We start from the raw sequence: 26829 nt of genomic DNA on the forward strand, positions 1-26829 counted from the left end.
GGTAGACTTTATGAAAGAGACTATACTTATTGTGGACGATGAAATAAAGATAATAGAAGTCATAAAACTGTATCTAGAGAATGAAGGGTATAATATAATACAGGCAACAAATGGGATTGAAGCACTAAAAAAGCAAGACAAACACAATCCGGATTTAATAATATTAGACTTGATGTTACCTGATATATCTGGAGAAGATGTATGTGAGCATATAAGAACAGGATCTCAGGTTCCAATAATTATGCTTACAGCAAAGTCGAGTGAAGATAATGCTCTAAAGGGATACTCAGTTGGAAGTGATGACTATATAACAAAACCATTTAGTCCAAAACAACTAGTTGCAAAAGTTAATGCAATGCTTAGAAGAATTAAAGGAAACCAATATGAAACTTTAACTTTCAACAATGAACTAAAAATACATATTGAAAATAAGAAGATAGAGTACAACGATGATGAGATTATACTAACAGCTTCAGAATATAAAATTTTATCTGTATTAGCTAAAAATCCAAATAGAGTATTTTCAAGGGAAGAGCTAATGGACTATATAAGCGATGATAATAGTTTTATTTATGATAGAATAATTGATACGCATATAAAAAATATAAGAGCTAAATTAAATCAAGATATTAAAAACCCAACATATATAAAAACTATTCGTGGTATGGGGTATAGATTCAATGTTTAATAAATTAAGGTATAGATTAAGTTTTATTTTTATTTTATTTTCTTTAAGTATCATTTTTTTAGTAAATATAGTAAACCATCATTATATTGAAAAGAAATTTAATATATATACTAGTGATAGAATTCAACAATCAAAGCTAGAAATTAAAAATAAAATAGCAAAAACATATAATGATAATTCTTGGGATGAAAAAAGTATTGAAGATATAGGATCAGATGCAATAAGTTCAGGGTTGCTTATAACAATTAAAGACAAAGATAAACATACAATTTGGAATGCAAGAGATTATAATAATATCAAATGTGAAAAAGTATTAAGTAAAATTAGAGAAAATGTAAATAAAATAAATCCAAATTCAGATATTGTAAATACTTTCGAACGATTTAACCTAAAACAAGGTCAGACTGAAATAGGAGAGTTGGATATTGAGTATATAGGTCCTATTTATTATGAGGATTCAGACGTTGTATTCTTTGAAATGTTAGATAGAGTATTATTTATACTAGCGGTGTTATTCTTTATTATATCTATTATAGTAGGGGGAGTATTATCTTATGCTATTGGAAGACCTATATTAAAGGTAATAGATGCTACAAACTATATATCAGAAGGAAATTATTCCAAACGCATAAATGAAGATCATAGTATATACGAAATAAATAAACTTGTAAAATCAGTAAATATGATGGCAAGAGATTTAAATAAGCAAGAGAAAATAAGACAAGAATTGACTAATGATATATCACATGAACTTAGAACACCTCTTACAACTGTGCAAGCACAGCTTGAAGCTATAATGGATGGTCTATGGGAGCCATCTCAAGAAAGATTAAAAAGTATATATGATGAACTTCAAAGATTGAATAGGCTAATCGTATCAACTGAGAATTTATCAAGATATGATAGCAATAAGCTGGAATTAAATAAATCTAATGTGAATTTAAAGTCAGCAATAACTACTATTTTGACTAATTTTGAGAAGCAACTATCAGATAAAAGTATAAATTTACAAGTAGATCTAAAAGATATTAATATTAATGTGGATAAAGATAAAATAAGCCAGGTAATAATTAATATTATCTCAAATGCTATAAAGTATACTCCCAATAAAGGCGAGATATTTGTAAAATGTTTTAATAAAAATGATAATGTATATATATTAATAAAAGATAGTGGAATAGGTATTAATAAAGAGGATATAGACTATATATTTGAAAGATTTTATAGAACAGACAAATCAAGGGCTAGAGAAACGGGAGGAATTGGTATAGGACTTACAATCTCTAGAGAAATAGTCAAAGCTCATAAGGGGAGTATAAATGTATATAGTAAAGTAAATGAAGGCAGCAATTTTATAATAAAATTGCCAATAAAATAAATAATATAAAAATATGAGCCCATTATTAAATGGGCTCATATTTTTACGCCATAACAAAACTTTTTCTAATAATAAGATTAGAATTTAAATAAATTGTCTTTTGAAGTGATCTATTATCAATAATTCTTTCTGATAATAGACTAATAGCCGTCTTACAAAGTTCATCAATATCAATATGGAAAGTACTAAGTGGTGGAGAAACATATTTAGCCACATCTATATTATTTACACTTATAAGACTTACTCTTGAAGGTATAGATATATTGTGCTCATTTAGAGCTTGAAGTACTCCTATAGCTATCGGGTCAGAGGCTACAAAAAATGCTGTAGGTAAATCTTCCTTTAACTCATCAATAGCTTTTTTTCCTAATTTATATCCATTATCTACAGAAAAATATTTGTCTGAAAATATATTTTTAGAATTAAGTAGTCCAAGCTTTTGCATATAATCTCTAAATGATATTTCTCTAATATCTTTTTCGTATAGATTAGTATTTGGATTATTATACATTCCACCAATAAATCCAATGTCAGTATGACCATTTTTCACAAAATAATCTACTGCCATTTGAGTTATTCTCACAGTATTAGCATTTACAGAGTCGTATGTATCAGGAGCTGGATTTGAGTCTATAAAAACACCATTAGGAGTTATACTTTCAAGTTTTGAGATTTCAACTTCAGAAAACCCTCCAATAGCTATAAATCCATTTATATCCTTAGGAACTTTATTTACTCCATCTTGTTGCTTAATAATAATTAATTCCATATTATTTTCGTTAGCATACTTTTCAATATTAATACGTATTTCTTTAAAATAAATATCCTCCAATTCTTTTCTATCAGCAATCCAAAATAGTAAAGCGACTTTTTCAATAACTGTTTGTATATATTTTCTATCATATTCTAAAGCAAGAGCTGTTTTTATTATCTTATTTTTAGTTTCAGGTGAAATCGATAAAGATGTATCGTTATTTAGTAACCTTGAAACTGTAGATGGTGAAAATCCAGACTGCTGTGCTATTTCTTTTATAGTAACCATGTACCCCTCCGTATACTTTAATGTATAAACGTTATTATTTACCCTACTACTTTATTATAATATATTTATTATAGAAAGGTAAATTAATTTAGTAAATATATTTACTAATATTATGAAAAATAATTACTAAATATATTTACAAACAATATAGAGTTAGAATATAATTTAATTATCGAAACGTTTTCGAGAGTGTTGAGGAATAGATATTATATATAAAATGAGAGCAAATTATACCGAATTTGCAGAAGATGTAATATTAATTATGTCACTACAAAAACACATTGCAACTGGCTGACAAAAGGATAAATGGGGGAATAAAACATGAAAAATGTATATGAAAACGAAAAAAGACTACTTCATGGGGGGGACTATAATCCAGATCAATGGTTAGATTATCCAGAAATATTAAAGGATGATTTAGACTTGATGAAACTGGCTAATGTCAATACTATGACCTTGGGAATATTTGCTTGGAGTGCACTGGAGCCAAGTGAAGGAAATTACAATTTTGAATGGTTAGATAACATAATAGATGATATATACAATCAAGGTGGAAGAGTCATACTGGCTACTCCAAGTGGAGCAAGACCAGCTTGGTTGTCTCAAACATATCCAGAAGTATTAAGAACAAATGAAAGAAGAGAAAAGATGCTTCATGGTGCAAGGCATAACCATTGCTTTTCATCGCCTGTATATAGAGAGAAAACACAAGCTCTCAATTACAAATTAGCTCAAAGATATAAAGACCATCCTGCAATAATTATGTGGCATATATCTAATGAATATGGTGGAGAGTGCCACTGTGATTTATGCCAAGAAAACTTTAGAATCTGGTTAAAAGATAAATATAAAACTATAGATAATGTAAATAAAGCTTGGTGGGGACCATTTTGGAGTCATACTTATAGTGATTGGTCACAAATAGAGTCACCATCATCTATTGGAGAAAATGCTGTTCACGGATTAAACTTAGATTGGAAAAGATTTGTTACTGATCAAACAATAAATTTTTATAGAAATGAAATAAAACCTATGAGAGAACTATCTCCAAATATACCTATAACTACAAACTTTATGGCAGATACGGACGACTTAATACCATTTCAAAGTCTTAATTATGAAAAGTTCTCAAAAGAAGTAGATATATTAAGCTGGGACTGCTATCCTGCATGGCATAATGATTGGGAAAGAACACAAGATTTAGCTAGTAAGGTAGGATTTATAAATGATTTATATCGCAGTATAAAACAAAAGCCATTTTTAATTATGGAGTGTACTCCAAGTTGTGTAAACTGGCACAATGTAAATAAAGCTAAAAGACCTGGTATGCATATGCTTTCTTCTATGCAGCTATTAGCACATGGTTCTGACAGTATACTTTATTTCCAATGGAGAAAATCTAGAGGATCATCTGAAAAATTCCATGGTGCAGTTGTAGATCATGATAACTCTAAAGATAACAGAGTATTTAAAGAAGTTTCTAAAGTAGGAGAAGCGCTAGATAAAATAAAAGAAATAAAGGGAAGTATGAAGGAATCTAAAGTAGCAATTATATACGATTGGGAAAATGATTGGGCGTTAAAAGATGCACAAGGATTTTCAAAAGAGTCAAAAAGATATCCTCAAACTTTACAAGAACATTACAAATACTTCTGGAACAAAAATATATCAGTAGATGTTATAACTTCTAGTCAAGATTTATCTAAATATAGCTTAGTAATAGCTCCTATGATGTATTTAATTACAGAAGATACTATGGATAAGTTTAGAAATTATGTCAAAAATGGAGGCGTATTGGTAGGATCTTACTTAAGTGGCTTAGTAAATGAAGCGGACTTAACTTATATAGGTGGATGGCCAGAGGTATTACAAGAAATATACGGAATAGATGTAGCAGAAACTGATACACTTTATCCAAAAGATAGAAATAGTATTAAATTTAAAGAGGAAAGTTTTGAAGTGAAAGACTATTGTACTATAATATCAAAAAAAGAAGCAGAAGTATTAGGTACTTATGAAGGTGATTTTTATAAGGATAGTCCATCTATAACTAGAAATAAACTTGAACTAGGAATATCTTACTTTATAGGTGCGAGAACTAATGATGATTTTATAGAAAAATTTTATGATGGTATAGTAGAAGAGTTAAAGATTAATGATTTAGAGGATTTTATTTCTCCAGAAGGTGTATCAATTCAAATAAGAGAAAATGATAATGCAAAATATTATTTCATAATGAACTTTACAGAAGAAAATAAAAACATAGAAATAACAAACTCTTATTTTGATTTGGTTTCAGAAGAGATAATAAGTGGTTTAAATACACTAGAGCCATATGGTATTTATGTATTAAAACAAAATAAATAAAATATATTATAGAAAAATAAATAAAAAAGTATATTAACCTATAGTAATTAACAAAATATATACATAAACAAAAAAGGAGATTACTATGAAGAAATATACTTTTAAAACTAGAGAAGAAGCTGTTAGCTTTTTAGACAAACATAACTTTAAATACTATATTCCAAGGGTAAGAGAATATATGAGCAATATTAAAGATGAGCTAAAAGAATACTATATTGAATTATCAGATTCAAATGAAGTTAAGTATTGTGCAATCATATCTATTAGCGGTGGAATAGATTTTAAGGAAGACTTTTTTGATATTAATAAAGTTAGCGAATATAAAGAGAGTGCATATGATAAATTATACAGAGAAAAGAAATACCAAGAAGGTATCAAGAATGACGATTTTTAAATTTTAATACAAAATAAAACCATATTGATAAATAGTCAATATGGTTTTTCTTTTGTAACTATTTAATAAAATTATTTACTATTAATGTATAAATGGTTTAATATTAATAATATAAAAACTTACATATAATGTCAAAAATATACAAATGTATTTATGTTTTATAGATTTAAGCTTGAACAGGGGGTAATATGGAAAAAATATTAGATATAGTCGATGATTATATTATAATCTTAGACAAAAGTGGGAGTATACAATTTTGTAACAGAAAATTATTAACAAAGCTTGGATATAACTTGGCAGAGTTAAAAAATATAAGTATTGAAGAAATTATATATGTTGATAATGAGAATTTAAATACTGAAATAAATAAAATTAATAGAGAAAATAATATAAAAATCAATTTGGATTTATATTCTAAATGTGGTGAAAAAGTTTCTGTATACAGTGAAATAGTACTAGATAATTTTAAAGAAGAGGAATCTATTATCATCATATCAAGGGATGTTTGCGAAAAGTCATATAAAAGAGAAGACTTAGAAAAAATTTTAGATGGTATGCCATTTGATTGTTGGCTAAAAAATACAAACGGCGATTATATATATGTAAATGAATCTTATGCAAGAGAGCTAAAAGATGATAGGTTAAACATATTAGGGAGAAATACTAGTGAATACTGGAATGAAGAAATATGCGATTTATTTGCTAAAATGGATAAAGAGGTTATAGAAAGTAAAAAATATCAGCTAACAGAAGATTACACAAAACAAGGGGACTCTGATTTATGGGTGGAAATATATAAAGCACCTATAGTCAATAAAAACAATGAAGTAGAGTATATAATTGGATTTACAAAAGATATAACTTTACAGAAAAAATTAGAGAATGAAATGCATGTTAACAATCAAGAAATGAATAATTTAAATAATATACTTATGAAAACCAACACAAAAGATAATATAAATGGTTTATTAAAAAATGTATGCGAAAATATTCTAAACTATATTGAATGTGATGGAGTATCTGTATTGTCTGTAAATGAAGAAAAATCATGTTTAGATTTAACCTTAAATATAGGCACGATAAATGGCAACGCTAATGATAAACTCCTTAAATTTGATTTAGAGCTTTATAAAGGGTTAAATAATATTAATTATTTAAACAGTATAAATAATATTAATAATATAGATAATGAAGTGTTAAAAAAATATATGTGTAAAAATAATATCGAAAATATTGGAGTATATGATATATCATTTAACGATGAGACAATAGGATTTTTAGTTCTTACTTTCTTAGAAAATAATATGCTAAAGTTCAATAAATTTGATTATTTAAAAACTATATCTGGAAATATTGCTACTATGATTAAAAGTCATACACTATCTAAGTCTGTGCAAGAAGAGTTTAAAAAGCGTAGACAAATAGAAAGTGAACTAGAACTTTTCTTAGATATTTCTGTAGATCTTATAGCTAGGGGGAATTTATATGGAGGGATAAAACATATAAATAGCAACTGGTCAAAAACCTTGGGATGGACTGAAGATGAGTTATTGTCTATGAATATGTTAGATATAGTTCATCCAGATAATAGAAATGAATACAAAAATATTCTAAATGGTTCAAAAGATGACTCTGGGTGTATAGTTAGTAAATTGATTTGTAAAGATGGTAGCTATAAATGGATAGAGCTTAATTACAAAATAATAAGAGCTGAGGATAAATTCATTATCACAGCTAAAGACATAAGTGAACAAAGAAAACAAGAAGATGAAAGAAAACTTCTAGAAGAAGCTATTCAGATGGAGAGTTTAAAAAATGAATTTTTCGCAAATATATCTCATGAATTTAGAACACCGCTTAATATAATATTAGGAACCATGCAACTTATGCAGAGAAACGTAGAAAAAAATAAAATAAGTTGGGATAGTAGTTTAAATTTAGAAGATCATATAAATTACATAAAGCAAAATTCATATAGATTGTTAAGGTTAGTAAATAATCTTATTGATATTACATGTATTGATTCAGGATATTATCAGTTACAGTTAGGAAATTATAATATAGTAGATATAGTAGAAAATATTACTTTATCAGTAGCACAGTATACTAAAGATCAAGGTGTAAACCTTATATTTGATACGGATAGCGAAGAAAAAATAATTGCTTGTGATCCAGATAAAATAGAGAGGATAGTGCTAAATTTATTATCTAACGCAATAAAATATACAGATAAAGATGGATATATATATGTAGATTTACAAGTCGAAAATAATAAAGTAAAGGTATCTGTTAAGGATAGCGGAGTAGGAATGTCTAAGGATAAACTAGATATAATTTTTGATAGATTTAAAAAAATAGATAATAATCTAAACCGAAAGTGTGAAGGAAGTGGAATCGGATTATCTTTAGTAAAATCACTAGTAGAGCTACAAAATGGAAATATATATGTAAATAGTGAACTAGGCCTAGGTTCAGAATTTACCTTTGAACTACCGGATATATTAGCTAAAGATAACTCTAAGATTATATTAGACAGAGATATTTCAAAAGTCACACAGATAGAAAAATGTAATATAGAATTCTCTGATATATACTCGTAGAAAGATTCTAGAAATATAAAACACATTGATATTTTATCAATGTGTTTTTTTATTACTCTATTTAATGATCAAATTAAATTAAGATATAATATATAATTGGAAAATATTGTCATATTATGGAAATTATTATAATATATAATAGAAAAGCTTTAGAAATATTTAGACTTATATGAAAGGTAGAAATATGTTTATAAATAAACGGCTTAATAAATTTATAGTAGGAATACTACTTAATGTTAGTATATTTGTACTTGTAGGAGATAAGTCATATGCTAAACAAAAGAATTTGACTTTTAACAATATAAATATAGAGCATGGAATAAGTCAATCGACTATAGAAGTTATATTCCAAGATAGTAAGGGCTATATCTGGCTTGGGACTAATGATGGTCTAAATAGATATAATGGATATGACTTTAAAATATACAATTACGAAGAAGATCAAAATAGTATAAGCCACAATGGTATAACTGATATAACTGAAGATGAAGAAGGAAATATATGGGTTGCAACTGTTCAAGGTGTGAGCAAAATAAATCCGGATACAGATCAAATAAATAGCTATACTGAATATAATAGTAGAATAAAAGAGGACAGTACTAGTGAAATTTTAACGACCCAGAACGATAAGGTTTTAGTGGGAACATATGAAGGATTAAATATTTATAATGAAAAGACTGATAGATTTGATACAGTACTAGATGAAGACGATGGTATATTAAGTAATGTTATTTATGCTGTAGAAGAAGATAAATATGGGAACATATGGATAGGAACTGAGTTGGGAGTTAATAAGGTATCTAAGGATTTTGAAGTTTTAGAGACTTATCCAATTAGTGTGACAGAAAATTCATTAGGTGAAAGTGAAGTTTATGTATTATATTGTGACGATGAATCTGATCTTGTATGGGCAGGTACGGATAGTTCAGGTGTATTTAAAATAGATACAAAGATAAAAAATATAACTGGATACAGAAACAATCCTATGGATAAAAAATCTATTCCATCAAATCAAATTGGTGCAATAATGAGAGATAGAGAAGGTAATTTGTGGATTGGAACTACAGATGGGCTTGCTACTTATAACGAACAGAATGATAACTTTGATATTTATAAAAATAAGATTTATGATAAAAATAGCTTAGTATATGATGATGTAAGGTCTTTGATAGAAGATAGAGAAGGTGTAATATGGGTTGGAACATATTCTGGAATTAGTATATTTGATACAAAGAGTAGCATAACACATTATAATGCTGGTCCAGATGATGATTACCTATTAAATGAAAATATGATTCACGGTGTATATGAAGATAATGAAGGATATATTTGGGTAGGTACAAAATCAAAAGGTGTTAATATAATAGATAGAAAAAATATGACATCTACTTATATTGATACTGAAAATAATATCACAATGAGTAGCAACTCTATAAATGATATAACAGGATATGAAGATTTTATATTTATAGCAACAGATAATGGACTAATAAAGATAGATAAAAAATCTAAAAATATAAAAAACTATAACTTAGAAGATGGAATAATAAATGAAAAGATTAAAGATATTTTAGTAGATGATAAAGGCTATTTATGGCTAGGAACAACCAATGGGCTGAGTATACTTAATATAGAAACTGATGAGGTTATTGATATGAGTAAGCATATAACAGAAGGGGCATATGTTAGGCATATATATCAAGACAGTTATGGAAATTATTATTTAGGTCTATTAAAAGATGGTGGTTTATGCGTTATAAATACTAATGAAAACTATATTAAATATTATAAGAATATAAAAGGAGATAAAAATAGTATAAGTAGCAATCGTATAAGGTATATAAATGGAGACTCTGAAGGTAATATTTGGATTGGAACTAGTTATGGATTGAATAAGCTTGATCCAAAAACAGAAAAATTCAATAGATATACAACTAAAGATAAAATAGCTAATAATACAATATATGGAGTATTAATTGACGATGATGATAATATATGGATAAGTACAAATAAGGGAATTAGTAAAATCAATCCTAAGGATAATACCATTAATAACCTAAGTGTTACAGATGGGCTTCAGGGGAATGAATTTAATGGAAATGCTTCATTTAAAAGTAATAGTGGAGAACTATTCTTTGGTGGTACTAATGGATTAAACTCTTTTTATCCAGGTGAGATAAATAATGTAGGTAGCAAATCAAAAATATTATTTGATGGTTTTGAAGTAAATAACAGAGAGTATTCGAATATTCAAGGATTAAAGCTAGATAAAAAAACAGATACTTTAAAAATAAAATTCTTCACTCCTATATATTCTAGTAATAAAAATTATAGCTATGAATATAAGTTAATTGGAACTAGCTCAGCAACATCAACAACTAAGGAGAATTACGTTATTTATAATGACTTACGTCCTGGTAATTATATTTTTGAGGTAAGTGCACTAGATAGTAGAGGATATATAAGTGATAAGGCAAGTGTTAGTTTTTCAATAGAGTATCCTTTCTGGATAAGTCCTGCTGCTTTTATTATTTATATGATTTTAATAGCACTATTTATAATTATACAGAAAAATAAGGTAAAGACATTAGACCAATTAGTAAGAAAGAGAACAGAAAAGCTAGAAGAGGAGATGGAGCGAAATGTAGTTTTATTTAACAAGAATATAAAATTAGAAGAAAATAAAAATAAATATTTAGTAAATTTATCTCATGAATTAAGAACACCTTTAAATGTTATAAGTAGCACTAATCAGTTAATACTAGGATTAATCAAAAAAAATACTCCTATTAAAGAAGAAAAGTTAATTCATTATATTGATATATCCCAAAGAAACAGCAATAGACTATTAAATCTAGTTAATAATATAGTGGATGGTACTAAGCTTCAAAATGATATGTATGTAATAAATTTAAAAGAAGTAGATATAGTCTATTTAGTTGAAGAAACTGCATTAACATTAACTGATTATGTAAAATCAAAGAATATAGAACTTATAATAGATCCAGAAATTGAAGAAAAAATTATTTGGTGCGATCATAATGATATTGAAAGATGTGTGATTAATTTAGTTGGAAATGCAGTTAAGTTTACAGCTGAAGGTGGAAGTATAACTATAAGTATTAAAGATTTAGATGATAAAGTTATGATTAGTGTCTTAGATACAGGTATTGGAATAGATGAAAAATATCATAAAGTAATATTTGATAGATTTAACCAAGTAGTAGATTTAGATAATGAAGTAAAATGTGGAAGTGGATTAGGTCTTACAATAACTAATCAAATAGTGAAGCTACATAAGGGTGAAATATCTGTAGAAAGTAAGCCTGGAGAAGGTAGTAAATTTATAATAATATTACCAGTCAATCTAAATTTAGAAAATATAACTGATAAATAATAATTGAGTATATTTACAATTAATATAAAAATAGACCGTATATACCTAAGTATATACGGTCTATTAAATTACTTAAAGCAACTTGAACAAGGAGTATATCCCTTATCAATTGCATCTTTTTTAGTCGTTTTAACAGCGCCCTTCATACCGTGAGCGTTACTACTCTTATGAAAAACATTGGAAGAGCTCTTTCCACCATTTAGATAAACAACCTCAGAACTATCACCACTAGAAGTATCATTAGGCGAACTATCTATATCGCTAGAAGTATCAACCTTAGACATATCAAAACCTTTATCAGTAACATATCCATCAATTGACCATATGTTAGCTTTATTATTTTTAGCAACAGTTTCCGTTTCTAAAAGAGCATCAAGATGCTTAGTTTGGTCATAAATATATCCAACTCTAGCAAGTCCCTCTTCTACAACTCTTTCATTATACATCTCAACAGTGCTATGTTCAGGACAAGTATACCATAGATATCCTAGATACCTTCCATATTTGTCAGTCTTAGATTTTCCATCTAGTTCAAAGTAAACTGTATCACCTTGTTGTAGAACAGACTTTGCAAACTCAGAAGCTTCAGGACCAAACTTTTGAACTCCAAGGTTTGGATGCTTTGTCTCTGGAGTATCTATTAAAAGCAATCTAGTATCAACTTCTTCTCCACTTGGAAGAATGATTTCGACAGTGTCTCCATCTACCACTCTATCAACAGTTGCTTTTATGACATTATTACCTATATTATTTATATCTATTTTATTAGATATAGCACTAGTATGACTATTTGTTGAAATATTACTAGATGATACAGTACTAGACTGTTTAACTGTATTTTGATTAGAGCTACATCCTCCTACAAATAAAGCAAGAGACGCAATCAATGATACAAGTAAGTTCTTTTTATTCTTTAAAAACATACACAACCTCCTATAAACCTGATTTATATATTATACTACAATATTTGACTTAGACGGAAAAATATGTCGAATTTTAATAAAATATATTCATTTAGCTTATAAAGTTACAATTACCAATATTAATATAAGAACACAATAAAACATGACAGTTGTGCAATTTAGTATACCAGTTGGGTCAAATATATTGTAGAAAAAAATAAAGGGTGATATCCTTTTATAGTTGATTTGTAATGTTATTTTCAAATATAAATTAGAGAAATATATCAAAATATAATTATTTATATATATAATTTAAGTATTAATAAAATAAAAGATAAAAAGGGGATATTATGAAAAAGAAAATAGTAACGAGTATATTAGGACTAACCGCACTATTTATGATTGGATGCAGTGATATCAAGACAGTAGAGTTAAATGTATTGGCAACTACAGACATACATGGTTCGCTACCTTATGAGTTATCGTCTTATGTAAAAGAGGAGGTAGAAAAAGATAAGAATATAACGTTAGTAGATGCAGGAGATTTTTTTGATTCTAGTGATGGGTCTTCAGGGGATATGGAAAAGTATTTTAGAAAAAGAAGAAAAGCTTTTGAGAATAATAGCAATGAGTACATAGAAGCACCTATAGCAAAAGAAATGAAGGAAGTGGGATATGATGCTGTAGTACTGGGAAATCACGAGTTTATAGCTAATAATAAATCTTCATTAGATAATATGATATCAGATTTTGAAAAACAAGGGATAGATGTATTATCTGCTAACACTTATGAATCAGATAGAAAAAGTTATGTGAAGCCTTATACAATAAAACAAGTAGACACATCTGAGGGAACTGTTAATTTAGGTATCTTAGGACTTACTATAAAAGAGGTGGGAGAAAAAAATGATTTTGATGAAAATGGAAACTTGGTGCCAGCAAAGTCTAGAGAGTTAAAAGATCAATATGGATATGATGGACAATTATATATGAATGATTTAGTGGAAGATGCTAAAAAATGGGTTAAAGTAATGAAAGAAGATAAAGCAGATATTATTGTAGCCGTTGTTCACTCAGGAGAAAAACCTAAAAAACCCAAAAATCCTGGAAATAGAATACAAGAAATAGCTCAAGAGGTTGAAGGTATAGATGCAATAGTTGCAGGTCACACTCATAAACAGATTGAACAACATGATTATAAGAATAAGTCTGGAGAAGATGTTATAGTTACTCAGCCAGGTAAGCATGCAGAATGTATTTCTAAGATAAATTTTAAACTAGATAAAAATAAAGATGGATGGGAAGTTGTAAGCAAATCTAGTAAGATTACACAATTTGAAAAAAGTCCAGAGGTTGATAATTTTGGGAAATTAATATATGATATTGCTTCAATCGATGGTAAAAAAGAAGAAATTAATTTATCAGAAATATCTTCATTTGAGTGGGACAAGGCATATAAGTTTAAAACTTCTACACCTAGAGATATTATATATAATACGGTAGGATACAAGTGGAGAAACATTACTGAAACTGAAAGTGAAGATGTGATTCAAATGGTATTTATGAAGGATGAGAAGGTAGTTTGTTATGTATATGCCTACGCAAGTGAAATGGGAGTAGATATAGATTTTGATGAGTCGGATTATAAAGACAATGTAATTACCATATATCCTAATGATAATGATAGATTCAAAGTAGAAAAAGGAGAAGATGCTTTTACTACTTATTTAACGCATATTAAAAAATAATACTGCATTTTAGTATTTAAACTTTGAATCATTAAGGAATTAAGAGCCAATCCTAATATTATTGGCTCTTTTTTATATTCAAATAAAGATAATTTTGAGAAATAATGGCTACTGATGAAATTTCTTAATTCTATAATTATTCACAGCTATTTCACCAAAATAATAGGCTATACTTATAATTAAAAATACAGAGTAAATTAAACCTGCCCAGCTTATCCACTCCCAATTTGAATAATTTACACCAATTAGATCAAGTAAATAACTCATAAACTCACCTCCCTAATTATAGTGTATGATTAGTTAATGACTAAAGACTATCAAATCTATTACGAGTATATGTTATACTTAATAAGAAAACATGTAAAAAATATATAGGGAAGAAGTATTAGATATAGGAGAAATAGATATGGAATATATAAGTAAAAATGAAGAACGCTATAAAGATTTAAGGGTAGATTGTGAAAAATGTTTTGGACTATGTTGTGTTGCATTATATTTTTCTTCCTCAGAAGGATTTCCAACTGATAAGGACGCAGGTAAGCCATGTATAAATTTAGAATCTGATTTTAGATGTTCAATTCATAAAAATCTTAGAGAAGAAGGACTTAAGGGATGCACAGCATATGATTGTTTTGGTGCTGGGCAAAAAGTAGCTCAGGTAACATATGGTGGATGTGACTGGAGAAAAAACAACAAGTCTTCAAGTCAAATGTATGATGTATTTTTAGTTATGAGACAGTTACATGAAATGTTATGGTACTTAAACCAAGCTATATCATTTGAGGAAAATAGAAATATACATAATAAGATTATGCTTATGATAGAAGAAACAGAGAAGCTTACATTCTTAAAACCAGAAGAACTTTTAGTATTAAATATATCATCTCATCAAGATACTGTAAATGAACTGCTTTTAGAAACTAGTGAAATAGTTAGAAGCAAAGAACGTGCTAAAGTGAAAAACAATAAAAAGATACCAAGAGGTCTTGATTGTATAGGTTCAGACCTTAGAAAGTTCAATCTAAAAGGAGCTAACTTAAGAGGAGCATTTCTTATTGCTACAAATCTTAGAGGTGTTGATTTAAGTAAAGCTGACTTGATTGGTGCAGATTTAAGAGATGCAGATATTAGAGGTGCGGATTTATCGGAATGTATTTATATTACTCAGTCTCAAATTAACACAGCCAAAGGAGATTTTAGTACAAAGCTTCCTAAAACACTTAATAGACCTTTTTATTGGGAGAAGTAATGGTTTTATAATGTCATATAAAAGTATTATAAAAATAACAAAAATACATAAGGTTTAAAGGCATTTGCCGAAAAGAAAAACCAAGAAACTATCGAAAAGGTTAATAAAGCAATAGATAAAATAAAAAGTATAAAATAAGGAGGAAATTATATGGAATCCTATTTAGGGGAACTTGTTACAGTTAAAATGGATAGACCATTAGGCTCTAAGCACCCTAAACATAACTTTATATACCCTTTAAATTATGGTTTCATTCCTAATACAACATCAGGAGATGGAGAAGAAATTGATGCATATGTTATTGGAGAATTTGAACCTTTGGAAACATATGAAGGATATGTTGTAGCAATAATAAAAAGAACAAATGATATTGAGGATAAATTAGTAGTTTGTAAAGAATTAAATAAATATAACAAAGAGCAAATAAAAGTGTTAGTAGAATTTCAAGAAAGATTTTTTGAATCTACAATATTAACTTATTAGACACTAAAAAGTGTATAAAATGAAAGGAGGTAAACTTTAGTGGGAGTTTGGTACTTATGATACACTCTCTCTAAAGATAAAACATGATAAAATTAAGGCAAGTATTAATTTTAGGCTTATTAGTAATTGTTAGTTTGGTTGGAGTAATGGGTTGTAATAGTGTAGAGAAATTAGAAAGTGGATTTGATTTAGTATACTTTGAAAATAAAATGAAATCAAAAGGATATGAATATAAAAGACAGGATTTGCAAGAGAGTATACTAACACCTGTATCTCAATATATGATTTTAAATGATAGCATGATAATAGATGGTAAGCAAGTTATATTATATGATACCGATGTAATTATTTACTCTTATGAAGATAATGGAGAAATGAAAAAAGATGCAAGTACTATAAATAAAGATGCTAGCCAAATTAGTAGAACTAACAATAAGACACAAATTGAATGGGCCAGAACTCCGCATTTTTATAAAAAAGGAAAGATTATAGTTCAATATATTGGGGATGATGAAAAAATAATATCTGACTTAAAAGAAATAATGGGAGATCAATTTGCAGGAATAGAATAATAAGTAAGTGTTCAATAAAGCATCTGTTTTAGTGGACACTTTTTTATATAATATTCAAAATATGTATATTATGCAAGAATATTTATATAAACTAGCCATTAGACTTTAAACAATATTTTTGTTTCGCAAAATCTATCAAATTTATAAACATTTTGTCAAGACAGTCATATGATATAAGGATAAGAATGTTTATATAAAGGAGAGAATTTAATGCAAAGCAGAAGCAATAGTAATTATAAAGGAATAGATGTGAGTCATTGGTCAGGAAGTATAAACTATAAAAGTGTTGCAGAAAGTGGAATAAAGATAGTCTATATGAAGTCAAGTGAAGGCACAAATTATGTAGATCCAACACTACACACTAATTATAAAAATGCAAAAGCTCAAGGATTATTAGTAGGTTTTTATCATTTCTTTAGACCAAGTACTGAATCAGATGCACTAGCTGAAGCTCGTTATTTTGTAAAAACAATTAAAAATTATGAATCAGATTGTAGATTAGCCTTAGATATAGAAGTAGCTAATGGATTAAGTAAATCTAATATAACAAATTTATGTATGAAATTTTTAGAAGAAGTTAAAAAGCTTACAGGACTAGATGTAGTAGTATACACTTATACATCTTTTGCAAAAGAGCACTTTAATAAGGCAATAAGTGTTTATCCAGTATGGATTGCACATTATGGCGTAAGTACGCCTGGATATAATGGTGTATGGGATAGTTGGATAGGATTTCAATACTCTGAATCAGGTAGCGTAAGAGGTATATCAGGAAAAGTTGATATGGATGAATTTAGACCAGAAATATTATTAAAATATAATGGTTCATTCAATGAAAATCAAAGTGATAATAACACATCAAATAATAACAATGAAGGAACAAATAGTGATGGCTATATACACTATACAGTACAACCAGGAGATACATTATCGCAAATAGCACAAAAATATAATACAACAGTAAGTAGCATAGCAAGTCTTAATAACATATCAAACCCTAATATAATAGATATAGGTCAAGTCTTAAAAATAGATGAAGGTAATAAAACTACAGCAACACCAAGTAGCCAATATATAAGTTATAGGGTAAAATCAGGAGATACATTATCAGAAATAGCTAATAAGTATAATACAACGGTAAGAAGTATAGCTAACTTAAATCATCTATCTAATGTTAACTTAATATATGTAAATCAAGTTTTAAAAATAAAAAAAGGTAATTAAATTCAAAGAGTAATGGCTTTAGTTCATAGATACTTATTTTATCTATGGACTAAAGCATTTTATTTATAGACATATTGTAACTATATATTTTGGATGATATTTGCTAATATATAAGTATATGGGAAAATAAGGGAAAAGGGGAGAATAATGAGTAAAATTACTGAAGAAAAAAATATAACAAAAATAGCAATATGGGGTATAGGAGGATTTATAGCGTCTTGGGCAGTTTCTAGACTTGCAGTAACATGTATAGATGAGATTTTTATTTCTAAATTTAACTACTCTTTATTTGAAAATAATAGTGGCTATAATACTACTGCAAACTTCATAATGTTTGTACTTGTAGTATCGATGATCATTATATCAATATCTGTGTGTAAAAATATAAATAATAATAAAGAGTTATCAGAATAAATCGAAATGACAATTCATGATATAAAAAAATAAGTGTAACTTTAAAGTATTTATTTAATAATTATTAAGTTTATAGGGGGATAAAATTGATAATGATAAGTAGAGAATGTTTTAATCAGGCGAGTGAATCAATAATGAAGTACGCAAGGCCACTTGAGAAGAGTGTTTATCAAAAATATTTTAAAGACGGACCAGAGGAAGACATTATACTTGAGTTAAAGAAATATCAAAATGAAGACGGAGGATTTGGTAATGGGATAGAATCAGATTTTATATTACCTCAATCATCTCCAATGGCAACATCAGTAGGTTTGAGATTACTATCTAACTTAGAGAGAAGTAAAGAAGTTAATGATATTATAAAATTAGCAATAGATTATCTTGAAAAAACTTATAATACATATAGAAATGGTTGGTTTTCAGTACCAAAAGAAGTAAATGACTTTCCACATGCACCTTGGTGGAGCTATGATGATAAGATAGAAATGACTGTTATAGACAAGAGTTGGGGAAATCCTACAGCTGAAATAATAGGATATCTTTATAAATACAAGGACTACGTAAAAACATTAGATGTAGAACTATTAGTTGAATATGCAATAAGTTATATAGAAAATAAGAATCATTTTAACTCAGAGCATGAGCTATATTGTTACCTAAAACTATTTAATGAATTACCTAATAATTTAAAAGATAGATTAGAGAAAAAGCTAGCAATAGCAATAGATCAAGTTATAGTTTATGATGAAAAAAAGTGGCTTAAATATGTACCTACACCACTAGATTTTATAAAAAAGACTGATAGTCACAGATTTGAAATTATAGAATCAAAAATTGACAGTAATTTAGACTTTATAATTAGGGAACTAAAACTCAATGAAAGGTTGATTCCTCCTTGGGGAAACGTATTTTATAAAGAAGGATTGGATAATGCTTACAATGAGTGGACAGGTGTATTAACCTTAGAAGCTTTAATTATTTTGGATAGATTTAATAGAATATCTTTATAGTTTATAGACTAGAATGATTTAAGAGGATTATTAGAAGAAGGTATATATTTTTATAATAAATATCTCAGAAATAAAGTATAAAAAACTATAAAGGAGATATAGTTAAGAGTTATGAAGTGTATTGATAATAAAAAAGGTATATTTGCAGTTGCAGGTTTTACATTATTACCTATATTTTTGGTAATAATAGCAAGTGAGATAAATGGTGATAGTAAAGAAAGTACATCAAACACAGAAGATAATCTTTTGACTAAAATGGGCAAAGTAAATAACTGCCAAGTAGTAGATGATAATATAACAATATAAATATAAAATTATTATGAATACTAAAAATGCCCAATTATTTATTAACTGTAAAATATTAGTTAAGAAATAGTAGGGTATTTTTTAGTATTTATAAAAAGAATATTTAAACTTTACAAGAATTTAAAACCTTTTGAGTAAAAATAAGATAATATATAATTAGAAGAGTAAAATAAAGGGAGGTTTTAAATGAATAGATTAGATAATCATGTGCACACACATTTTTCAAGTGATGCTAAAGACCATATGGAAAAAGTTATAAAAAGAGCAATAAATATAGGGGTTAAACACTTAACTTTTACAGACCATATGGAATATCGTGAAGATGGATTTAGTTTGGATCTTAATGAATACATTATGCAAATTCACAACTACAAGGAACTTTATAAAAAAGAAATAGAAATACTAGCAGGTATAGAAGTTGGATATCAAAGTTATATCAAAGATAAGATAGAAGAATCATTAAACTCAATTCCATTAGACTTTGTGCTATGCTCAACACATAGAGTGGATAAACAAAGACTTATTCAATCTGATTTTTTCAAAGGATTAAATAAAAAAGAAGCTTATACAAAGTATTTTGAAAGTATAATAAAAACCACTAAAGAGTTTAAAAAATTTGATGTTTACGGGCACTTAGACTATGTAATAAGATATGGAAACTATGAAGACAATAAAATAATCTATGATGATTACAAAGATGTACTTGACACATTACTAAAAACAATAATCTACTCAGGAAAAGGAATAGAATTAAATACATCAGGATATAGATATAACCTAAATTCAATGCATCCTAATGTGGAAATTCTTCAAAGATATAAGGAGCTAGGTGGAGAAGTAATTACGCTAGGTTCAGATTCTCATAGAGCAAGTGATGTATGTAGAGATTTTGATAAATCTTATGAAATATTAGATAGTTTAGGATTTAAGTATGTATGCTTGTTTAGAGAAAGAAAAACTGAATTTTTAACTCTTGGTAGAGAGATTATTTATAGTTTATAAAGAGAAATAATAGTGCTCATATTATTTTTAAATCAAAAAAGGATACTTTATTGTGTCCTTTTTTTGATTTAAAAATAAATACTTCTTACTAAGAGTAGGAAAGCATATACAAATATAGAATTAATATATAAATAGTTAAAATTTTAGGAGGGATTATGGAATATTGTAAATTTAGTAAAAAACAAATATATATAACACTTTTTCTATGTATAATTCCAATAGTACTGTGCGTTATCATGAATCTATCATTGGTATATGCATTTCTATTTAGTGTTACCTTTGCAATATTGATGTCATTGAAAAATGGATTTACAACAGATGAAATAAAAACTATGATATTTAAGGATATTATTGAATGTAGAAGTCTGTATATTGTAGTCTTATTAATAGGAGCTACTGTTTCTGTATGGCTTTCATCTGGAGTAGTACCAAGTATGATTTTTTATGGACTTAGTTATATGGAGGGAATGAATATACTATTTTCAGCATTTATACTAATATCTATAAGTTCAATATTTATAGGAACTGCTGTAGGAACTATTAGTACTATTGGTATAGCAATTATAGGCATAGGAAAGGGCTTTGGAATACCAGAACACATACTTGTTGGAGCAATAGTATCAGGGGCTTATCTAGCAGACAAAATATCACCTTTATCTGGAATATTAAATCTAACAATTACAACAACAGAAACCAATTACAAAGAAGTATTAAAATCATCAACTCATACTATAATCCCCACTATAATTATTTGTGCAATTATATATTTCTTAATAGGTAATCAATATTCTTCATCAGAGACTTCAGAAAAAGCACTACAGCTAATAAACGCTATGGATAGTGAATTTTTAATATCACCATACTTAATACTAATGCCAGTTTCAATAGTGATATTATCTATTATAGGAGTAAAATCAAATTATTGCATGATATCAGGTATAGTAGTAGGAGGAATCGTAAGTATATTTTTCCAAGATACTAGTATATTAGAGCTTGTAAATTATATTATATTTGGGTTTAGTGCAAACTCTAACTTTAAAATTGTAAATGAAACTCTAGTAAGCGGTGGTGTTGTATCCATGATATCAGTTGTGATTATAGTCATAGGGGCAATTTCTCTTAGCTCTATATTACAGGGTACAGGTATAATAAATTATTTAACTAAGGATATAATTTATAAAATAAGTACTAGAAAAGAATTAATACTAAAAACAGGTTTAATTAGCGGTGTACTTACCGCTATAACTTGTGATCAGACTATGGGAATCGTAGTACCATCTAGATTACTTAAATCAAAATACAAAGATGTTGGAGTAGATAATAGTGTACTAGCAAGAACAATATCAGATACTGGAACAATAATAGCTCCACTTATGCCTTGGAATATAAATGCACTTATTATCAGTCTAGTTACAGGTGTATCATGTGTAGCTTATGCTCCATTTGCTATGCTTTGTTTTATAGCACCTTTGGTTACATGTATCATGTGTAGTATAAAAAACACATTTAAATCAAGGAGTAACGAATCGTTACGGAGTGGGAATAAATAAAAAAATGATTATACCAAGTCCTTCAGGGTATAAATATATTCAAATCAATAAAAAATAATCTACATAGATCAATTAGGAGGTATTTATATGAAGGTAACATTTCAAGGAGCGCCATTAACTTTAGAAGGAACTCAAGTAAAGGTTGGAGATACTGCACCGGACTTTACAGTAGTTGGTAATGATTTAAATCCAGTAAAACTAAGTGATACAAATGGAAAGAGAGTATTTTTAACAGTGCCATCTATAGACACTCCAGTTTGTGATACAGAAGTAAGAAGATTCAATACAGAAGCCGCTAATTTAGGAGATGTGACAGTTTATACAGTATCTATGGATTTACCTTTTGCTCAAGGCAGATGGTGTGGAGCTGCTGGTATAGACAAGGTTAAGACAGTTTCTGATTATAAGGATAGAGAATTTGGTAAAAACTATGGAGTATATATAAATGAACTAGGACTTTTATCAAGAGCAGTATTTGTAATTGATGAAAATAACAAAGTCGTTTATGTTGAATACTTAAATGAAATAACTGAAGAGCCAAATTATGATAAAGCTTTAGAAGCTTTAAAGTAAATTAGGCAGATAAGCACATAAAAAACTCATTTATAATCATTGCTATTATGATTACTCAATGAGTTTTTATTTATATAAGTCTTAATACTATAATAGTAGCATATATATCAAGTCAAATTATTACAATTTTATTTAGATAAGATAAATGGATTTACATTGGATGTTCGACAAAAATTGACATATATTGCGATGTAATTTAGAATAAATATATATTGTTTAATAAAAAAAGTATTTCACTAAATAATATATAAAGTAACTATAATCTATAAAACATGAAAGAGGTAATAAGTATGTCTGAATTTGAATTATTTAAAAAAGTTATTGTAGGTAAATTTAATAATTTAGAGCAAGTCGAAAAGGAAAAAGCTGAAGGAAAGATTGTACATCCTATTGCAAAACATGTTAATTCAATCTGTAATGATAAGATAGATAATTTACCGAAAGATTTTAACGGAATTTTCGTAATAGAAGAAAGTTATTACACTTTTGTAGATACAAATAGAACTAATGTATTACCACACTTATTCTTATTTGAGGAAACAGAAGAAGGTAAAGTAAAACTAATATCATATGAAATTCCAAAGAGCATAAGTAAAAAGGATTTTACTAACTCAAATGAGGACTTAAGAATGGATTACAACGAGCTTGAAATATCTGACAAATTTAATCCTATGACATATGATTATACTGAAGATGTAGGATTTTATGGAAGAAGTTTAAGCCAATTTGGACCAGATACAACTTTTCTTTTAGATGAAACATTAAGTGAAAGTAGATTTGAGGTAAATGAAATTCTAAAAAAAGGTGATAGAGTACTTGTTGGATTTGAGTCACCAATTATATATGTAAGAGAAGTTTAATTATATTAATATTAGGGTCTGTTAGCCTACTTCGTAATAGATATAGTATAAAATAACCACATCTTAGTATTTTCAATATTTTGAGTACTCAAGTGTGGTTATTTATTTAATTTGCTATAAATCGTTCGTAGTATATTAAAATTACGCATAATAAATTATGTAATATTTTTATAAATTCTCTTCAGGCTTTGGATAATACTTTTTTTTAATATGGCTTAAGCATAGTCCGATTACAATACCTATTGCCAGAGAAAATATTGTGTTAGTGTAGTTTTCTGCAAAACTAAAAATCCCCATTATTGTAGATGTTAAAATACAGTTAGCTTTTAAATGTTTACTATATCTTATTTTATATGATTCGCTATATGAATCATCATCAGTTGATTTTTAAAAATATTTCTTAATTTCAATTACTCTATACAAAAGACTATACGCAATGTAAAAAATAAAACTATAATACAAAGCATTTATTAAATTACTAATCAATACAAATACCCCCCTAATTTTATTAAATCTTTATTTGTTAGTATATAACAATTGTGAACATTGATTATATTATACATAATATTCAAGTGATTTCCAATTACAAAGTAGTTTCATTAATTAAAATCAATGTACATTATTTTAATAAATATATTTATAACCTTACAATATGGAAAAATTATATTCCAAAGCATAAAATTCTTACTCGTAAATCACAATTTTATCAACCTTTCATATTATATAATACTGATACTACAATATTAACAATTTGAGAGGTGGACAGAATGGACTATTTTTTATCACTTAATCCAGTACTTCAAGGGCTTATTGCCACAATATTTACTTGGGGAGTAACAGCACTAGGAGCATCTTTAGTACTTTTCTTTAAAGAGGTTAAAAAAAGTGTACTAAATCTAATGTTAGGATTTGGTGCAGGAGTTATGATTGCAGCAAGTTTTTGGTCACTATTAAATCCAGCAATAGAATTATGTGAAGAGCTAGGTTACAATGCATGGCTAATACCTTCCGTTGGATTTGTTTGTGGTGGACTTTTTATAGTACTTTCAGATAAGTTTTTAGATAAGATTCAGCTTGTAGGAAATTTTAATAAATATGCTAGAGACGAGTTTAGTTTTAGAAGCTTCAAGAAAAGTGTACTATTGGTTTTAGCAGTTACACTTCATAATATACCAGAAGGTCTTGCAGTTGGTGTTGCATTTGGTGGGGCAGCTCTTGGTATACCAGGATGTACAGTAGGAGCAGCAATATTTTTAGCAATAGGGATAGGACTTCAAAACTTCCCAGAAGGTGCAGCAGTATCTTTACCACTTAGAAGAGAGGGATTTTCTAGAGCTAGAAGCTTTATGTATGGTCAGGCATCAGGCATAGTAGAGCCGATAGCAGGAGTACTTGGGGTTTTGATGGCTTTAAGTATGAGAAGTATTTTACCGTTTCTTCTAGCATTTTCAGCAGGTGCAATGATAGGTGTTGTATCTTCAGAGCTAATACCAGAGGCATGTATTGAGAATAAAAATCTTACAACTATTGGTGTTATAGTTGGATTCATGGTAATGATGATCCTTGATGTTGCACTAGGCTAAGATTTAAGATTTATGTAGATTGTTAAAATATTTAGGGGAAATTTAAGAAATACCATAGAGGAACGATTCGTTCCTCCATGGTATTTTTTTAATAAGGTGAAAGCCTTTTTATCTTCTAATTTACATTATCGCTACATGTTCCGCCATGATAGCATATTACAGGATTTTCTTATCATATGGGAGTATCTGAGAATCTTTAACTGTTCTATATATAGATACATTGATATGTTAAAAAAATAACTCATATTTTCATATAAAAATTTCATTTGTTCAGGTAAAGAGTCTAGATTATTCTCACTTAATGAGTTTGATTTGAGCAGTAAGGCTATAAAAATTAATATTTTATTAATCATATCTTAACTACTACATCTCTATAATAAAATATAGTATTATTTATATAATTAAATTTGCAATTGTTATATATAGCAAATTTAAGAGGGGATGATAGTATGAATTTTATTGGAGATAGAGATTACTGGAACAATAAATATGAGAATAGAGATGACACATTATTTGCACCAGAGATATCATTAGTAGAAAACATACAGTATTTAAAAAAAGGTTCTGTTCTTGATATAGCATGCGGAGATGGAAGAAATGCATTGTACTTAATTGGAAAAGGGTTTGATGTAACAGGTATTGATTTTAGTGAGGAAGCACTTGCCAGGTTATATAAGTTTGCAGATAAAAATAACTGCTTAATTAACTTAAAGCAAGTTGATTTAAATAATACTAATGCACTGAAAGATATTGGTATATTTGATAATATTATTATAAATCACTACAAAATGAATAAAGAGGGACTTGTTGACTTAAAAAATCACATATCTAAAAATGGTATTTTATTTATATGTGGTTTTGGAGAAATACATAAGGTTGATATTAAAATTAAGGAGACTGACTTAATACAATCAGATGATTTTGATAATATAACTGATTCATTTGATTTGATTAACTATATAAAAAAAGAAAGCAGTAGAGGTTATTTAGTTACCTACATATACCGCAAAAAGTAAATTACTAAAAAAGGACCCAAATGGGTCCTTAAAAAATTAAAATACACTAGACTTTGTAGTTATTTCGTAGCTATCAAAATCATTTTCCATACATAATATTTCTACTTTTCTTTTTTCGCCAGGTGTTATATCAGTTTCATTAGTGAAAGAACTTTCAATAACTGTTTTATCAGCGGCTACTAATTTGTAGTTAAACTCTATATAATCTATTTTCTCATCACCTGTATTTTCAAATATACCTACTATTTTAGTTGAATAAGCATCCTTCTTTACTTCCCATTCTATGTTTTTAGCTATTTCTTCAACTTTCTTATCATTTTCAACTGTTTGAGTTTCAACATCTTTAATAGCACTATCAATGCTTGAAGCACCAGCACCTAGAATAGCTACACATCCACCGATAATTACTACAAATCCTATTATTACACCTATTAACACTTTTTTCATCCTCATATCCTCCATAAATTAAAT

The 26829-nt window shown here is 27.7% G+C and carries 24 protein-coding genes; 20 read left to right on the forward strand and 4 right to left on the reverse strand.

Annotation, left to right across the window (positions count from 1 at the left end; genetic code table 11):
* Positions 1-10: 10 nt before the first annotated feature.
* The gene (locus CHL78_RS06280; protein WP_094369426.1) at positions 11-688 is read left to right on the forward strand and encodes a response regulator transcription factor; all 678 of its coding nucleotides are present in this window, start codon (positions 11-13) and stop codon (positions 686-688) included.
* Complete coding sequence (locus CHL78_RS06285; protein WP_094369427.1) at positions 681-2066, forward strand: sensor histidine kinase; 1386 nt, start codon at positions 681-683, stop codon at positions 2064-2066. The genes CHL78_RS06280 and CHL78_RS06285 overlap by 8 nt, the downstream gene beginning before the upstream one ends.
* Before the next feature lie 43 nt (positions 2067-2109).
* Here CHL78_RS06285 and CHL78_RS06290 read toward each other — a convergent pair whose 3' ends face one another.
* Complete coding sequence (locus CHL78_RS06290) at positions 2110-3108, reverse strand: LacI family DNA-binding transcriptional regulator (protein ID WP_094369428.1); 999 nt, start codon at positions 3106-3108, stop codon at positions 2110-2112.
* A 321-nt stretch (positions 3109-3429) separates the two neighbouring features.
* Here CHL78_RS06290 and CHL78_RS06295 point away from each other — a divergent pair, with 321 nt between their 5' ends.
* From CHL78_RS06295 to CHL78_RS06310, 4 genes are all read left to right on the forward strand, one after another.
* On the forward strand, positions 3430-5475 hold the full coding sequence (locus tag CHL78_RS06295; protein ID WP_094369429.1) for a beta-galactosidase: 2046 nt from the start codon (positions 3430-3432) through the stop codon (positions 5473-5475).
* Between the two features lie 85 nt (positions 5476-5560).
* Positions 5561-5869, forward strand: a complete 309-nt coding sequence (locus CHL78_RS06300) for a hypothetical protein (protein ID WP_094369430.1) — start codon at positions 5561-5563, stop codon at positions 5867-5869.
* A gap of 188 nt (positions 5870-6057) precedes the next feature.
* Positions 6058-8469, forward strand: a complete 2412-nt coding sequence (locus CHL78_RS06305; RefSeq protein ID WP_094369431.1) for a PAS domain S-box protein — start codon at positions 6058-6060, stop codon at positions 8467-8469.
* 169 nt (positions 8470-8638) lie between these two features.
* Positions 8639-11866 carry a ligand-binding sensor domain-containing protein gene (locus CHL78_RS06310; RefSeq protein WP_094369432.1) on the forward strand — a complete coding sequence of 1076 codons (3228 nt, stop codon included), beginning with the start codon at positions 8639-8641 and terminating at the stop codon, positions 11864-11866.
* A 68-nt stretch (positions 11867-11934) separates the two neighbouring features.
* Here CHL78_RS06310 and CHL78_RS06315 read toward each other — a convergent pair whose 3' ends face one another.
* Positions 11935-12789 carry a thermonuclease family protein gene (locus CHL78_RS06315; RefSeq protein WP_116041267.1) on the reverse strand — a complete coding sequence of 285 codons (855 nt, stop codon included), beginning with the start codon at positions 12787-12789 and terminating at the stop codon, positions 11935-11937.
* Positions 12790-13118: 329 nt separating this feature from the next.
* On the opposite strand from CHL78_RS06315, the gene CHL78_RS06320 reads away from it, so the two are divergent.
* Positions 13119-14516 (forward strand): metallophosphoesterase, encoded by a 1398-nt coding sequence (locus tag CHL78_RS06320; protein ID WP_116041269.1) that lies wholly within the window; start codon positions 13119-13121, stop codon positions 14514-14516.
* Between the two features lie 108 nt (positions 14517-14624).
* On the opposite strand, the gene CHL78_RS20675 is transcribed toward CHL78_RS06320, so the two are convergent.
* Entirely contained in the window at positions 14625-14783 is a 159-nt protein-coding gene (locus CHL78_RS20675) for a hypothetical protein (protein WP_158540645.1), read from the reverse strand.
* A 139-nt stretch (positions 14784-14922) separates the two neighbouring features.
* On the opposite strand from CHL78_RS20675, the gene CHL78_RS06325 reads away from it, so the two are divergent.
* The 13 genes from CHL78_RS06325 (at position 14923) to CHL78_RS06385 (ending at position 26358) form a co-directional block, all read left to right on the forward strand.
* A complete protein-coding gene (locus CHL78_RS06325; protein WP_116041270.1) occupies positions 14923-15765 on the forward strand; it encodes a pentapeptide repeat-containing protein in 843 nt (280 codons plus the stop codon).
* Between the two features lie 150 nt (positions 15766-15915).
* Positions 15916-16248 carry an inorganic diphosphatase gene (locus CHL78_RS06330; protein ID WP_116041272.1) on the forward strand — a complete coding sequence of 111 codons (333 nt, stop codon included), beginning with the start codon at positions 15916-15918 and terminating at the stop codon, positions 16246-16248.
* Positions 16249-16331: 83 nt separating this feature from the next.
* Positions 16332-16820, forward strand: coding sequence for a hypothetical protein (locus CHL78_RS06335; RefSeq protein WP_116041274.1), 489 nt, complete (start codon positions 16332-16334; stop codon positions 16818-16820).
* Between the two features lie 210 nt (positions 16821-17030).
* Entirely contained in the window at positions 17031-18044 is a 1014-nt protein-coding gene (locus CHL78_RS06340; protein ID WP_116041276.1) for a GH25 family lysozyme, read from the forward strand.
* A gap of 147 nt (positions 18045-18191) precedes the next feature.
* Entirely contained in the window at positions 18192-18458 is a 267-nt protein-coding gene (locus CHL78_RS06345) for a hypothetical protein (RefSeq protein WP_116041278.1), read from the forward strand.
* Between the two features lie 92 nt (positions 18459-18550).
* Complete coding sequence (locus tag CHL78_RS06350) at positions 18551-19468, forward strand: prenyltransferase/squalene oxidase repeat-containing protein (protein ID WP_094366900.1); 918 nt, start codon at positions 18551-18553, stop codon at positions 19466-19468.
* Between the two features lie 111 nt (positions 19469-19579).
* The gene (locus tag CHL78_RS06355; RefSeq protein WP_094366897.1) at positions 19580-19774 is read left to right on the forward strand and encodes a hypothetical protein; all 195 of its coding nucleotides are present in this window, start codon (positions 19580-19582) and stop codon (positions 19772-19774) included.
* Positions 19775-19960: 186 nt separating this feature from the next.
* Positions 19961-20776 (forward strand): histidinol-phosphatase HisJ family protein, encoded by an 816-nt coding sequence (locus tag CHL78_RS06360; protein WP_094366898.1) that lies wholly within the window; start codon positions 19961-19963, stop codon positions 20774-20776.
* A gap of 155 nt (positions 20777-20931) precedes the next feature.
* Entirely contained in the window at positions 20932-22326 is a 1395-nt protein-coding gene (locus tag CHL78_RS06365) for a Na+/H+ antiporter NhaC family protein (protein ID WP_116041280.1), read from the forward strand.
* An 87-nt stretch (positions 22327-22413) separates the two neighbouring features.
* Positions 22414-22899 (forward strand): thiol peroxidase, encoded by a 486-nt coding sequence (gene tpx, locus CHL78_RS06370; protein WP_094368600.1) that lies wholly within the window; start codon positions 22414-22416, stop codon positions 22897-22899.
* Positions 22900-23189: 290 nt separating this feature from the next.
* Positions 23190-23759: a hypothetical protein gene (locus CHL78_RS06375; protein ID WP_094368601.1), complete on the forward strand. Its 570-nt coding sequence runs from the start codon at positions 23190-23192 to the stop codon at positions 23757-23759.
* Between the two features lie 767 nt (positions 23760-24526).
* Positions 24527-25342 carry a ZIP family metal transporter gene (locus CHL78_RS06380; protein ID WP_094368602.1) on the forward strand — a complete coding sequence of 272 codons (816 nt, stop codon included), beginning with the start codon at positions 24527-24529 and terminating at the stop codon, positions 25340-25342.
* A 449-nt stretch (positions 25343-25791) separates the two neighbouring features.
* Positions 25792-26358, forward strand: a complete 567-nt coding sequence (locus CHL78_RS06385) for a class I SAM-dependent methyltransferase (RefSeq protein ID WP_094368603.1) — start codon at positions 25792-25794, stop codon at positions 26356-26358.
* A gap of 36 nt (positions 26359-26394) precedes the next feature.
* Here CHL78_RS06385 and CHL78_RS06390 read toward each other — a convergent pair whose 3' ends face one another.
* The gene (locus CHL78_RS06390) at positions 26395-26805 is read right to left on the reverse strand and encodes an FxLYD domain-containing protein (protein WP_094368604.1); all 411 of its coding nucleotides are present in this window, start codon (positions 26803-26805) and stop codon (positions 26395-26397) included.
* Positions 26806-26829: the final 24 nt, after the last annotated feature.

The sequence above is a fragment of the Romboutsia weinsteinii genome, from assembly GCF_002250835.2.
In the GTDB taxonomy this organism is placed as follows: domain Bacteria; phylum Bacillota; class Clostridia; order Peptostreptococcales; family Peptostreptococcaceae; genus Romboutsia_A; species Romboutsia_A weinsteinii.

Coding starts and splice junctions, on each gene's coding strand:
- CHL78_RS06280 (WP_094369426.1), top strand. CDS start 11: ATGAAAGAGACTATACTTATTGTGGACGATGAAATAAAGATAATAGAA.
- CHL78_RS06285 (WP_094369427.1), top strand. CDS start 681: ATGTTTAATAAATTAAGGTATAGATTAAGTTTTATTTTTATTTTATTT.
- CHL78_RS06290 (WP_094369428.1), bottom strand. CDS start 3,108: ATGGTTACTATAAAAGAAATAGCACAGCAGTCTGGATTTTCACCATCT.
- CHL78_RS06295 (WP_094369429.1), top strand. CDS start 3,430: ATGAAAAATGTATATGAAAACGAAAAAAGACTACTTCATGGGGGGGAC.
- CHL78_RS06300 (WP_094369430.1), top strand. CDS start 5,561: ATGAAGAAATATACTTTTAAAACTAGAGAAGAAGCTGTTAGCTTTTTA.
- CHL78_RS06305 (WP_094369431.1), top strand. CDS start 6,058: ATGGAAAAAATATTAGATATAGTCGATGATTATATTATAATCTTAGAC.
- CHL78_RS06310 (WP_094369432.1), top strand. CDS start 8,639: ATGAAAGGTAGAAATATGTTTATAAATAAACGGCTTAATAAATTTATA.
- CHL78_RS06315 (WP_116041267.1), bottom strand. CDS start 12,789: ATGTTTTTAAAGAATAAAAAGAACTTACTTGTATCATTGATTGCGTCT.
- CHL78_RS06320 (WP_116041269.1), top strand. CDS start 13,119: ATGAAAAAGAAAATAGTAACGAGTATATTAGGACTAACCGCACTATTT.
- CHL78_RS20675 (WP_158540645.1), bottom strand. CDS start 14,783: ATGAGTTATTTACTTGATCTAATTGGTGTAAATTATTCAAATTGGGAG.
- CHL78_RS06325 (WP_116041270.1), top strand. CDS start 14,923: ATGGAATATATAAGTAAAAATGAAGAACGCTATAAAGATTTAAGGGTA.
- CHL78_RS06330 (WP_116041272.1), top strand. CDS start 15,916: ATGGAATCCTATTTAGGGGAACTTGTTACAGTTAAAATGGATAGACCA.
- CHL78_RS06335 (WP_116041274.1), top strand. CDS start 16,332: ATGATAAAATTAAGGCAAGTATTAATTTTAGGCTTATTAGTAATTGTT.
- CHL78_RS06340 (WP_116041276.1), top strand. CDS start 17,031: ATGCAAAGCAGAAGCAATAGTAATTATAAAGGAATAGATGTGAGTCAT.
- CHL78_RS06345 (WP_116041278.1), top strand. CDS start 18,192: ATGAGTAAAATTACTGAAGAAAAAAATATAACAAAAATAGCAATATGG.
- CHL78_RS06350 (WP_094366900.1), top strand. CDS start 18,551: ATGATAAGTAGAGAATGTTTTAATCAGGCGAGTGAATCAATAATGAAG.
- CHL78_RS06355 (WP_094366897.1), top strand. CDS start 19,580: ATGAAGTGTATTGATAATAAAAAAGGTATATTTGCAGTTGCAGGTTTT.
- CHL78_RS06360 (WP_094366898.1), top strand. CDS start 19,961: ATGAATAGATTAGATAATCATGTGCACACACATTTTTCAAGTGATGCT.
- CHL78_RS06365 (WP_116041280.1), top strand. CDS start 20,932: ATGGAATATTGTAAATTTAGTAAAAAACAAATATATATAACACTTTTT.
- tpx (WP_094368600.1), top strand. CDS start 22,414: ATGAAGGTAACATTTCAAGGAGCGCCATTAACTTTAGAAGGAACTCAA.
- CHL78_RS06375 (WP_094368601.1), top strand. CDS start 23,190: ATGTCTGAATTTGAATTATTTAAAAAAGTTATTGTAGGTAAATTTAAT.
- CHL78_RS06380 (WP_094368602.1), top strand. CDS start 24,527: ATGGACTATTTTTTATCACTTAATCCAGTACTTCAAGGGCTTATTGCC.
- CHL78_RS06385 (WP_094368603.1), top strand. CDS start 25,792: ATGAATTTTATTGGAGATAGAGATTACTGGAACAATAAATATGAGAAT.
- CHL78_RS06390 (WP_094368604.1), bottom strand. CDS start 26,805: ATGAAAAAAGTGTTAATAGGTGTAATAATAGGATTTGTAGTAATTATC.